9 protein-coding genes are annotated in these 12,331 nt (G+C 62.7%); 7 read left to right on the plus strand and 2 right to left on the minus strand.

Translation table 11 applies throughout. From position 1 onward, the window contains the following. Positions 1-191 precede the first annotated feature (191 nt). Complete coding sequence (cysB, locus tag ACFODV_RS15530) at positions 192-1,163, plus strand: HTH-type transcriptional regulator CysB (protein ID WP_379761054.1); 972 nt, start codon at positions 192-194, stop codon at positions 1,161-1,163. Here the strand turns inward: cysB and ACFODV_RS15535 are convergent. Both ACFODV_RS15535 and pabB read right to left on the minus strand, forming a co-directional pair. Continuing rightward, positions 1,160-1,909: a phosphoadenylyl-sulfate reductase gene (locus ACFODV_RS15535; protein ID WP_379761056.1), complete on the minus strand. Its 750-nt coding sequence runs from the start codon at positions 1,907-1,909 to the stop codon at positions 1,160-1,162. The genes cysB and ACFODV_RS15535 overlap by 4 nt on opposite strands. 109 nt (positions 1,910-2,018) lie before the next feature. Then, on the minus strand, positions 2,019-3,401 hold the full coding sequence (gene pabB, locus ACFODV_RS15540) for an aminodeoxychorismate synthase component I (RefSeq protein WP_379761058.1): 1,383 nt from the start codon (positions 3,399-3,401) through the stop codon (positions 2,019-2,021). 227 nt (positions 3,402-3,628) lie between these two features. Here pabB and ACFODV_RS15545 point away from each other — a divergent pair, with 227 nt between their 5' ends. The 6 genes from ACFODV_RS15545 to prpD all read left to right on the plus strand — a co-directional run bounded on the left by ACFODV_RS15545 (position 3,629) and on the right by prpD (position 11,989). Next, a complete protein-coding gene (locus ACFODV_RS15545; RefSeq protein ID WP_379761060.1) occupies positions 3,629-4,336 on the plus strand; it encodes a GntR family transcriptional regulator in 708 nt (235 codons plus the stop codon). Positions 4,337-4,381: 45 nt separating this feature from the next. Continuing rightward, the gene (prpB, locus tag ACFODV_RS15550; protein ID WP_379761062.1) at positions 4,382-5,287 is read left to right on the plus strand and encodes a methylisocitrate lyase; all 906 of its coding nucleotides are present in this window, start codon (positions 4,382-4,384) and stop codon (positions 5,285-5,287) included. A 59-nt stretch (positions 5,288-5,346) separates the two neighbouring features. Further along, positions 5,347-6,474: a bifunctional 2-methylcitrate synthase/citrate synthase gene (prpC, locus tag ACFODV_RS15555; RefSeq protein ID WP_379761064.1), complete on the plus strand. Its 1,128-nt coding sequence runs from the start codon at positions 5,347-5,349 to the stop codon at positions 6,472-6,474. 3 nt (positions 6,475-6,477) lie between these two features. Next, complete coding sequence (gene acnD, locus ACFODV_RS15560; protein WP_379761066.1) at positions 6,478-9,093, plus strand: Fe/S-dependent 2-methylisocitrate dehydratase AcnD; 2,616 nt, start codon at positions 6,478-6,480, stop codon at positions 9,091-9,093. 100 nt (positions 9,094-9,193) lie between these two features. Beyond that, a complete protein-coding gene (gene prpF / locus ACFODV_RS15565; protein WP_379761068.1) occupies positions 9,194-10,384 on the plus strand; it encodes a 2-methylaconitate cis-trans isomerase PrpF in 1,191 nt (396 codons plus the stop codon). A gap of 123 nt (positions 10,385-10,507) precedes the next feature. After that, positions 10,508-11,989 (plus strand): 2-methylcitrate dehydratase, encoded by a 1,482-nt coding sequence (gene prpD / locus ACFODV_RS15570; protein WP_379761070.1) that lies wholly within the window; start codon positions 10,508-10,510, stop codon positions 11,987-11,989. Positions 11,990-12,331: the final 342 nt, after the last annotated feature.

Genomic DNA, 12,331 nt, shown 5'->3' on the forward strand with positions numbered 1-12,331 from the left:
ACGGCACGCCGAGGCGTGCCTGGCCGGATGATGTTAGCGGCCGGCTGCGACGCTGGCAAATGGCGTCATGATTCATCTAGGCGAGACGCCGTCTTGTTAGATATACCTCAAAGTGATTATAATTATTTCTTTTATCACTATTTGGTATTTTCAGCCCCCGTAATGGGGTGGCTGTCAGGGAGTTTGCCACCATGAAGCTGCAGCAGCTGCGCTATATCTGGGAAGTCACCCGCCACAACCTCAACGTGTCGGCCACCGCCCAGAGTTTGTTTACCTCTCAGCCGGGGATCTCGAAGCAGATTCGCCTGCTGGAGGATGAGCTAGGAGTGGAGATCTTTGCTCGCAGCGGCAAGCACCTGACCCGAGTCACCCCGGCCGGCCAGGCCATCGTCGAATTGGCCGGCGAGGTATTGCGATTGACTGAGAATATCAAGGAAGTGGCTCAGGAGTTTAGCGACGAGCGTCGCGGTAGCCTGTCCATCGCCACCACCCATACCCAGGCGCGCTATGCCCTGCCGCCGGTCATTCGCGACTTCACTCGCAAGTATCCCGAAGTGGCCCTGCACATGCAGCAGGGCACCCCCAAGCAGATCGCTCAGATGGTCAGCGACGGCCAGGCGGATTTCGCCATTGCCACCGAATCACTGGAGCTGTTCAACGACCTGGTGCTGCTACCCTGCTATCGCTGGAACCGCTGCATTCTGGTGCCCCGGGGGCATCCCCTGGCCGACGAACCCGAGCTCACCCTGGAGGCCTTGGCCCGCTATCCGCTGGTCACCTATGTTTTCGGTTTCACCGGTCGTTCCCAGCTTGACGATGCCTTCCGCGCGCGAGGGCTTACGCCCAACGTGGTGCTCACCGCTGCCGATGCCGATGTGATCAAGACCTACGTGCGCCTGGGAATGGGAGTCGGCATCGTCGCGCACATGGCGGTGGACCTCGAACACGATACCGATCTGCTGGCGCTGGATGCGGGCCACCTGTTTGCGAGTTCCACGACCAAGATCGGCATCCGCCGGGGCACCTTCATGCGCGGCTACATGTATGACTTCCTGCAGGGATTCGCCTCGCATCTGGATCGCGACCTGGTGGACGCCGCCCTGGCGGCGGGTCCGCGACACGAGTTTCCGCTCTTCGAAGGGATTGAGCTGCCGGTGCGCTAGCCTGGCGCGTCCGGAGTGATGGCGTGCAGGTTGGTGGAGTGCAGACCGCATTCCTTGCCTTCCTGATTCTCCCACCACCAGCGTCCTTCGCGTTCATGCTGGCCAGGTAGGGTGGGGCGGGTGCAGGGCTCGCAGCCGATGCTGACGAAGCCGCGTTCATGGAGCGGGTTGTAGGGCACATCAAACATGCGGATGTAGGTCCAGGCCTCCTCGCTGCTCCAGTGAGTCAGCGGATTGACCTTGATAAGGGGGCTGGCGTCGCTGCCGAAGCCATGGTCATGCTCGGCGATCTGCAGGCTGGAGCGAGTGCCAGGGCTCTGGTCGCGCCGCTGGCCGGTGACCCACATCGGCAGGCCGGCCAGGCGGCGGCGCAGCGGCGCCACCTTGCGGATGCCGCAGCACTCCTGATGGCCGTCGTGAAAGAAGCTGAAGAGCCCCTTGTCGCGAACCAGAGCCTGAACGGCCTCGGAGTCGGGGAAGCGCACGTCGATCGCGATGTCGTAATGCGCTCGAATCCGTTCGATGAACGCATAGGTCTCAGGGTGCAATCTTCCAGTGTCCAGGGCGAAAACGTGGACGTCTTCCTTCGGCGCCACCTTGAGGGCCAAGTCGATCAGCACCACGTCTTCGGCGCCGGAGAAGGAGAGGGTCAGTTCGCCGAAGGCCTGGTAGGCAGCCCGCAGTATTTCCTTGGGGGTATCCTGGTCGTGCTCCAGGACGAAACGGTTGGGATCGAAGCTTGCCATGCTGGCCTCTCGTCGATGCGTAGAGGGTTACCCTAGCAAGCCGTTGGTGCCAGGCCCCAATACCGATTTCTTGGGTATCTATGCCTTAGATAATTTATAAGGCTACTTCTTATTCGTTTTCTATTGGGTTACCGGCGTTCCGGGTCAGGGCATCCATCAGGTGTCGGATCTTGTCCAGAGTCTCCTGATACTCCGCTTCACCCTCCGAGTCGGCCACCAGGCCACCGCCTCCCCATAGATGCAGTCGGCCCCTATCCGCCACGGCGGTGCGAATGGCGATGGAGGTGTCCATCCGCCCTCGCACGTCCACGTAGCCCAAGCTGCCGCAATAGGCGCTGCGCCGGCTGGGTTCCAGTTCCTCGATGATCTGCATGGCGCGTACCTTGGGGGCGCCTGTGATGGAGCCGCCGGGGAAGGCGGCCGCGAGCAGTTCCAGAGGTCGCCGGTTCGCGTTCAGTTCGCCGGTCACCACGCTGACCAAGTGGTGAACGTTGGCATAGCTTTCCAGGCTGCAGAGTTGAGGCACCCTGACCGTGCCTGGGCGGCAGACGCGTCCGAGATCGTTGCGCAGCAGGTCGACGATCATCACGTTCTCGGCGCGGTCCTTGAGGCTGGCGGTGAGCTCATTGGCCAGGTCGCGGTCCGCCTCTGGAGTTTCGCCCCGGGGGCGTGTTCCCTTGATGGGGCGTGTCTCCACCTGGCCATCTCGGCATTCCAGAAAACGCTCGGGGGAAAGAGAGAGAATCGCCTGTTCGCCCTGGGGCGTGGTCCAGGCCATAAAGCCGGCGTAGGGCGTCGGAGTGGCCTTTCGCAGGCGGCAGTAGGCGCTCCAGAGGTCGCCAGCATAGGGAGCGCTGAAGCGCTGGGCCAGATTGATCTGATAGCAGTCGCCCGAGAGGATATAACGCTGCACCACGGCGAAACGCTCCAGGTAGTCGGCACGGGAGAGTTCGCCGGCGAAGGGAGCGGTCAGTCGAAAGTTGCCACTGGCTGCCGACGGCTGCGCCAGCCAGTCAAGCACCTGCCGTCGCCGCTCGGCGCTGGCGACCAGCCAGCTTTCGCGGCGTTCGTGGTCCTGGATCAGAGCCCAGTCATAAAGGCCGACTCGGCTTGCCGGTAGCGCTACTGTCGGTTGGGTCTGCTCGCCCACCGGCTCGATCAGGCGTCCCAGGTCGTAGCTCCAGTAGCCGATCAGGCCACCGAGAAAGGGTAGCTCGCTGTCGGGCGTCTCTGTCCCGAGGCGGTCCAGCAGCGCCTGCTGGGCAGCGAAGGGAGAGAGCCCCGCGAGCTCGGGCATGCCAGAGAGGTGACCCCGGTCGTCGATCTCGAGCATCGCCAGGGGGTCGCTGGAGAGGATATCGAAGCGCCCGGCGGGGGAGGCCGGGCGCCCACAGTCAAGCAGCACGGCACCCGGTCTCCCGCGTAGACGGGCGAAGTACTCGAGCGGTTGCTCATGATAGGTGCAGGGGGTGATCTGGAGTCTTACACTCATTGCCGTACCTTGCTGTTACAGGCGGCCCATTCTAGGCATCTCGCCGACACTTGTCCCTGCCCGATCCGGCAGCCTGGCCGGAAAAATGCCTCGACATTGTCGACAGTTCCTCTGATTCCTGTCGTGTTGTCTACAACCAAAGATGAAGCTTCGCGGCGTTTCTGGATATTGACCCCATTCTACGGAGTGGCTACTCTTTGTTCATCCAATAATTGTCGACAATCATCATGACCCCAGCCCAAATCGAAACGTCGATCCCGGAAGTTCGCACCCTGGCGGAGCGTGTCTTTCAACAGCTTCAGGATGCCATCGTGCGCGGCGAACTGCCCCCGGGCAGCAAGATCACCGAGCCGGGTCTGTCCAAGGCCTTCGGAATCTCCCGAGGGCCGCTGCGAGAAGCCATGCGTCGCCTCGAGGCGCATCGGTTGATCGAGAGAGTGCCCCACGTGGGTGCGCGAGTCATCAAGCTCTCCATGGAGGAGCTACTCGAGCTGTTCGATGTGCGCGAGGCACTGGAGAGCATGGCCGCGAGGTTGGCCGCCGAGCATATGACCGCCGCGGAGATCGCCGGGCTGCGCGAACTGTTGGCGATGCACGAGCGTCAGACCGACCTCAAGAAGGGGGAGGCCTATTTCCAGCGTGAGGGTGATCTGGACTTTCACTATCGTATCGTCCAGGGCAGCCACAACCGCATGCTGGTGACTATGCTCTGCGATGACCTCTATTACCTGGTGCGGCTCTACCGTACTCAGTTCAGCGCGACCGGTTCACGTCCTCAGCGCGCGTTTGTCGAGCATCACCGCATCGTCGATGCCATCGAGGCCGGTGACGCCGAACTATCCGAGCTGCTGATGCGTCGTCATGTCAGCGCCTCAAGGGCCAACGTTGTAGACCGCTATGCCGCCACCCTGCGACAGACCTCTGCGGCGACCTGACCCGACCCCGGAGCCACACGGCTCGAACACCACAGGAGAGACATCATGACCCAGCAGACCCCCGGCGCCCGTTTCCGTGCCGCTCTCGAGGCCAATCACCCGCTGCCCATCGTCGGCACCATCAATGCCTACACCGCAATGATGGCCCAGCGCGTCGGCCACCAGGCTATTTATCTCTCGGGGGGGGGCGTGGCCAATGCTTCCTTCGGTCTGCCTGATCTGGGCATGACGACCATGAACGATGTGGTCGAGGATTCTCACCGCATCTGTGGTGCCACCGACCTGCCGCTGCTGGTGGATATCGACACCGGTTGGGGCGGGGCCTTCAATATCGCCCGCACCGTCAAGGAGATGCAGCGCGCCGGTGTGGCTGCCGTGCACATCGAGGACCAGGTCGCCCAGAAGCGCTGTGGTCACCGTCCCAACAAGGCCATCGTTTCCCAGCAGGAAATGGCAGATCGCGTCAAGGCCGCCGCCGATGCGCGCATCGACCCGGATTTCTATTTGATCGCCCGCACCGACGCCTTCCAGAAAGATGGCCTGGATGCCGCCATCGAGCGTGCCCAGGCCTGCATCGAGGCCGGCGCTGACGCCATCTTCGCCGAGGCGGTGCACACTCTGGATGACTACCGGGCCTTCTGCGAGCGCGTCGATGCACCGATCCTCGCCAACATCACCGAGTTCGGTGCCACGCCGCTGTTCAGTCAGCAGGAACTGGGTGAGGTGGGCTGCCGCATGGTGCTCTACCCGCTGTCGGCTTTCCGCGCCATGAACGCCGCGGCCCTCAAGGTCTACCAGAGCATCCACGACACCGGCCATCAGCGCGATGTGGTTGAACTCATGCAGACCCGTGATGAGCTTTACGATTTCCTGAACTACCACAGCTTTGAGCAGAAGCTTGATGCGCTGTTTGCCGAAAGCCAGGGTGCCGAGAAGGGTCACGACGCCTGAGTCCGGCACCGACATTGTTGAAAAGAACACGACCGACCCGCTATACGAGGAGATATGACATGGCAGAGAAGAACCTGAGTGGCGCCGGCCTGCGTGGCCAGAGTGCGGGAACGACCGCCCTGTGCACCGTTGGCAAGACCGGCTCCGGCCTGACCTACCGCGGCTTTGACATCAAGGAACTGGCCGAGAAGGCGAAGTTCGAGGAAGTCGCCTACCTGCTGCTGAAGGGCAAGCTACCGAATCAGGCTGAACTTGACGCCTACATCACCAAGCTCAAAGGCCTGCGCGGCCTGCCCGAGGCACTCAAGACCGTGCTCGAGCAGATCCCTGCCGACGCCCATCCCATGGACGTGATGCGCACCGGCGCTTCCATGCTGGGTAACCTGGAGACCGAGCAGAGCTTTGACGAGCAGCAGGACGCTGCCGATCGCCTGCTGGCCGTGCTGCCCTCGATCATCTGCTACTGGTATCGCTTCAGCCACGACGGCGCGCGTATCGAGACCGAGACCGATGACGAGTCCGTGGGAGGCCATTTCCTGCACATGCTGCGCGGTGAGCCCGCCTCCGAGTTGCACGCTCGCGTCATGAACGTCTCGCTGATTCTCTACGCCGAGCACGAGTTCAACGCCTCGACCTTCACCGCACGCGTCTGCGCCTCCACGCTGTCCGACATGCATTCTTGCGTAACCGGCGCTATCGGCTCCCTGCGGGGCCCGCTGCACGGCGGCGCCAACGAAGCGGCCATGGCGATGATCGAGAACTGGACCTCCGCGGAGGAAGCCGAGCGCGAGACCATGGCCATGCTCGAGCGTAAGGACAAGATCATGGGTTTCGGCCACGCGGTGTATCGCGAGTCCGATCCGCGCAACGCCATCATCAAGGAGTGGTCGAAGAAGCTGTCCGATGACGTGGGCGACACGGTTCTCTATGCGGTCTCCGAGCGCGTCGAGGCAGTGATGTGGCGTGAGAAGAAGCTGTTCTGCAACGCTGACTTCTTCCATGCCAGCGCCTATCACTTCATGGATATCCCCACCAAGCTGTTCACGCCGATTTTCGTTTGCTCGCGCCTGACTGGCTGGGCAGCCCATGTCTTTGAGCAGCGTGACAACAATCGCATCATTCGCCCGAGTGCCGACTACATTGGCCCAGAGCACAGCGAGTGGGTGCCCATCGAACAGCGGGATTGAGCCATGAACACCGATTACCGTAAGCCGCTTCCCGGCACCGACCTGGACTACTTTGACGTGCGCTCGGCCGTTGAAGATATCCAGCCCGGCGCCTATGACACGCTTCCCTACACCTCCCGAGTGCTCGCCGAGCAGCTGGTGCGTCGCTGTGAGCCGGGGATGCTCACCGACGCGCTCAAGCAGCTGATCGAGCGCCGCCGCGACCTGGACTTTCCCTGGTACCCCGCGCGGGTGGTGTGCCACGACATCCTCGGTCAGACGGCGCTGGTGGATCTGGCCGGTCTGCGCGACGCCATCGCCGACCAGGGTGGTGACCCGTCCAAGGTCAACCCGGTGGTACCGACCCAGTTGATCGTCGATCACTCCCTGGCCGTGGAGCACGCAGGCTTCGATCCGGACGCCTTTGATAAGAACCGCGCCATTGAGGATCGCCGTAACGAGGATCGGTTCCACTTCATCGAATGGACCAAGACCGCCTTCGAGAACGTTGACGTGATTCCCGCCGGCAACGGCATCATGCACCAGATCAATCTGGAGAAGATGTCGCCGGTGGTGCAGGCCCGCGACGGCGTGGCCTATCCCGATACCTGCGTGGGCACCGACAGCCATACCCCGCATATCGACTGCCTGGGCGTGATCGCCATTGGTGTTGGTGGCCTCGAGGCCGAGACCGTGATGCTGGGTCGTCCCTCCATGATGCGTCTGCCCGATATCGTCGGCGTGGATCTGACCGGCAAGCCCAAACCGGGCATCACCGCCACCGATATCGTGCTGGCGATCACCGAGTTCTTGCGCAAGGAGCGGGTAGTCGGGGCCTATCTCGAGTTCTTCGGCGAGGGTTCCAAGAGTCTGACCATCGGCGACCGCGCCACCATTTCCAATATGACACCGGAATATGGTGCCTCCGCGGCGATGTTCTACATCGATGAACAGACCCTCGACTATCTCACGCTGACCGGGCGCGAGCCGGAGCAGGTCGCGCTGGTAGAGACCTACGCCAAGCAGACCGGCCTGTGGGCCGACAGCCTGGTCGATGCCCAGTACGAGCGCGTATTGACCTTCGATCTGTCAAGCGTGGAGCGCAATCTGGCCGGTCCTTCCAACCCGCATCGCCGTCTGCCCACCAGTGCCCTGCATGAGCGCGGGGTCGCCGTGAACTACGATATGGCCCAGGCGGAAGAAAAGGCGGGAAAGATGCCCGATGGCGCGGTGATTATCGCCGCTATCACCAGTTGCACTAACACCTCCAACCCGCGCAACGTGGTGGGCGCCGCCCTGCTGGCCAAGAAGGCCAACGAACTCGGCATGATCCGCAAGCCCTGGGTGAAGTCGTCTTTCGCACCGGGCTCGAAGGTCGCACGCCTCTATCTGGAAGAGGCCGGCCTGCTGTCCGAGCTGGAGAAGCTTGGCTTCGGCATCGTCGCCTATGCCTGCACCACCTGTAACGGCATGTCCGGTGCACTGGACCCGCAGATCCAGCAGGAGATCATCGACCGCGACTTGTATGCAACGGCGGTGCTTTCCGGCAACCGCAACTTCGATGGCCGTATCCACCCCTATGCCAAGCAGGCCTTCCTGGCCTCGCCGGCACTGGTGGTCGCCTACGCCATCGCCGGAACCGTGCGCTTCGACATCGAAAAGGACGTGCTGGGCACCGACCAGAACGGCAACCCGGTGACCCTCAAGGACCTCTGGCCCTCCGACGAGGAGATCGATGCCATCGTCGCCGAGTTCGTCAGGCCGGACCAGTTCAAGCAGGTCTACATCCCGATGTTCGATCTGGACGCGTTTGAGCCGGCCGAGAGCCCGCTCTACGACTGGCGCCCGCAGAGCACCTACATCCGTCGCCCGCCCTACTGGGAAGGCAACATGGCGGAAGTGCGTGCGCTGAAGGGAATGCGGCCGCTGGCGATCCTGCCGGACAACATCACCACCGACCACCTGTCGCCGTCCAACGCCATCATGATGGACAGCGCGGCGGGGGAGTACCTGCACAAGATGGGCCTGCCGGAGGAGGACTTCAATTCCTATGCCACCCACCGCGGCGACCATCTCACCGCGCTGCGGGCCACCCTGGCCAACCCCAAGCTCTTCAACGAGATGGTCCGCGACGAGAACGGCGAGGTGAAGCAGGGCTCGCTGGCGCGCATCGAGCCGGAGGGCGAGGTGACTCGCATGTGGGAGGCGATCGAGACCTACATGGAACGCGATCAGCCGCTGATCGTTATCGCCGGCGCCGACTATGGTCAGGGCTCGTCTCGCGACTGGGCAGCCAAGGGCGTGGCGCTTGCCGGCGTCGAGGCGATCGTCGCCGAGGGCTTCGAACGCATTCATCGCACTAATCTGATTGGCATGGGGGTGATGCCGCTACAGTTCCAGGAGGGCACTACGCGCCATACCCTGCAACTCGATGGCACAGAGACCTATGACGTGGAGGGTGCTTCGGCGCCCGGCGCGACGCTCGAACTGGTTATTCATCGCAAGACCGGCGAGATCGACCGCGTGCCCGTGATCTGTCGCCTGGATACCGCCGAGGAGGTGACCGTCTACTCCGCCGGCGGTGTTCTACAGCGCTTCGCCAAGGACTTCCTGGAGTCCACGGGCGAGGCTGTCAGCTGAGCCGGGCGATAGCCTCACGACGTTGAAACCCCATCGACCCGGTGCCGCAAGGCCCGGGTCGATCCTTTTTCCCGTTTCATGAACCAAGGTAGCGACCTCCATGGCACACATTCCTCAGATTCGTATTCCCGCCACCTATATGCGCGGCGGCACCAGCAAGGGTGTCTTCTTCACTCTCACTGACCTGCCGGAGGCAGCGCAGGTCCCAGGCAAGGCCCGCGACCGTCTGCTGATGCGGGTGATCGGCAGCCCTGACCCCTATCAGAAGCAGATTGACGGTATGGGCGGGGCTACCTCCAGTACCAGCAAGACGGTGATCCTGTCGAAGAGCGAGCAGCCAGACCACGACGTCGACTACCTGTTCGGCCAGGTCTCCATCGACAAGGCCTTCGTCGACTGGAGCGGCAATTGCGGCAACCTCTCCGCAGCGGTGGGGCCCTTCGCCATCACCAGTGGCCTGGTGGACCCGACGCGCATTCCCGAGAACGGCGTGGTGGATGTACGGATCTGGCAGGCGAATATTCAAAAGACCATCATCTGCCAGGTGCCGATCACCGACGGTATGGTGCAGGAGACGGGTGACTTCGAACTGGACGGCGTGACTTTCCCCGCCGCCGAGGTGCCGGTGGCCTTCAAGGACCCGGCCGATGGCGAGGGCGCTATCTTCCCGACCGGCAACCTGGTGGACGATCTTGAGGTGCCGACCGATGTCGTAGCGGGAGGGACGATCAAGGCGACCATGATCAACGCGGGAATTCCCACCATCTTCGTCAATGCCGCCGATCTCGGCTACACCGGCACCGAGCTTCAGGAGGCTATCAACGGCGACCCGTTGGCGCTGGCACGCTTCGAGACGCTTCGCGCCCACGGAGCATTGAAGATGGGGCTGATCCAGTCCCTGGAAGAGGCCGCCAGCCGTCAACACACGCCCAAGGTGGCCTTCGTGGCGCCGCCCAGCGGCTATAGTGCTTCCAGCGGCAAGGAGGTCGAGGCCGACAAGATCGACCTGCTGGTGCGGGCGCTCTCCATGGGCAAGCTGCACCACGCCATGATGGGCACCGCCGCGGTAGCCATCGCCTCCGCCGCGTCTATCGAGGGGACCGTGGTTAACCTGGCCGCCGGCGGAGGCAAGCGTAACGCCGTGACCTTCGGCCACCCCTCCGGCTCCTTGCGAGTAGGTGCCGAGGCAAGCCTGGTGGAGGGGCGCTGGGTGATCGATCAGGCGGTGATGAGTCGTAGCGCCCGGGTGCTGATGGAAGGCTGGATTCGTGTCCCCGGCGACAGTTTCTAACGCCTCATTTGCCCATGGTTTTTGTTGATGGAAAGAGGTGCCCCGGATCACTGCTTAGTCGCAGGACTCGGGGCGTTTCCTATAGTGACAGGGTGTGATGTCAAGCGATGGCAGGAGACAAGCATGAGCACCGTGGAAGCCAACGTTCGGCCGGATTACGATGCCGAGCTGCAGAAGATCACCGATTACGTTCTGGACACTCGCATTGACAGTGCCGAAGCGTGGGATACCGCAAGACTCTGCCTGATGGATACCCTCGGCTGCGGCCTGCTGGCGCTGCGCTTTCCGGAGTGCACCAAGCACCTCGGGCCGCTGGTGGAGGGGACGGTGGTGCCTCACGGCGCCAGAGTGCCCGGCACCACCTTCCGCCTGGACCCGGTGAAGGCCGCCTGGGACATAGGCTGCATCGTCCGCTGGCTGGACTTCAACGACACCTGGCTGGCGGCGGAGTGGGGCCACCCTTCCGACAATCTAGGGGCCATCCTGGCAGTCGCCGACCACCTTTCGCAGAAGCGAATCGCTGAGGGCGAGGCGCCGCTAACAATGCGGGACGTTCTCGAGGCGATGATCATGGCCCACGAGATCCAGGGGGTCCTGGCGCTGGACAACGCATTCAATCGGGTGGGTCTCGATCACGTAGTGCTGGTCAAGGTGGCCTCCACGGCAGTCGCCGCCAGGCTGATGGGTGCCAGTCGTGATCAGCTGCTCTCGGCACTCTCCCATGCCTGGGTCGACGGCCAGAGTCTGCGCACCTATCGCCATGCCCCCAATGCCGGCTCGCGGAAGAGCTGGGCGGCGGGGGATGCCACCTCGCGGGCGGTCCGCCTGGCCGATATTGCCCTGCGCGACGAGATGGGTATTCCCGGGGCGCTCAGCGCACCGCAATGGGGCTTTTACGATGTGCTGTTCAGTCACACCAACCGTGACCTGGCTACCAAGCCGGAGGCTCAGCGCCGCTTCTCCTTTCAGCGTGAGTTTGGCAGCTATGTGATGGAGAACATTCTCTTCAAGCTTTCCTTCCCGGCGGAATTCCACGCCCAGACCGCCTGCGAGGCAGCGGTGACGCTGCATCCGCAGGTCAAGGATCGCCTTGACGAGATCGAGCGTGTCGTTATCACCACTCACGAGTCTGCGATTCGCATCATCTCCAAGGAAGGGGGATTGGCCAATCCGGCAGACCGCGATCACTGCCTGCAGTACATGACGGCGGTGCCGCTGATCTTCGGCGAGCTGAACGCCGAACACTACGAGGATGAGTTCCACGCCGGCCATCCAGAGATCGACGCCCTGCGTGCCAGGGTGGAAGTGGTGGAGGAGCCCCGCTATACCCGCGATTACCTGGATGTGGACAAGCGGTCCATCGCCAATGCTATTCAGGTCTTCTTTCGGGATGGCTCGTCGACCGATCAGGTGGAAGTGGAATATCCCATAGGCCACCGCCGACGCCGCCAGGAGGGCGTTCCGGTGCTCGAGGAGAAGTTTCGCCGCCACCTGGTCACTCGTTTTCCACCACGGCGCTGCGAGAGGATCCTCGCACTGTGCCGTAACCAGGCCCTGCTGGAATCCACGCCGGTCAACCGCTTCGTCGACCTCTTCGTAATCTGACCCGATTCTGGGCGGGATGGCTGCCGGTAATAAAGTGTATTGGTCTGTGGCGGAGCGGCTGTAACTGGACTACAGTTTTTTGATGCGGGAGGGTTGCGTTCCTCAAGTGGAAGCCTTAAAGTACGCATCCGCTGCGGGCAACGAGCAACGTTACCGGCGGTGGCAAGTTGAGGAAGTGATTGTTCTACTTGAGGTTTTTCGGCATGGCCGACAGCCTTCTCGCTTGACACTCACGGCGGATTCGGTAGAATGCGCCCTCACACGATTCGCGGTCATCGCTGCCCTGGCAGGATGCGGCGGCAAGCAGGACAGCCGGCAGGTCATCGCCCACTCCCCGCTTGA

It is taken from the genome of Halomonas tibetensis, assembly GCF_042643535.1.
In the GTDB taxonomy this organism is placed as follows: Bacteria; Pseudomonadota; Gammaproteobacteria; order Pseudomonadales; family Halomonadaceae; genus Halomonas; species Halomonas tibetensis.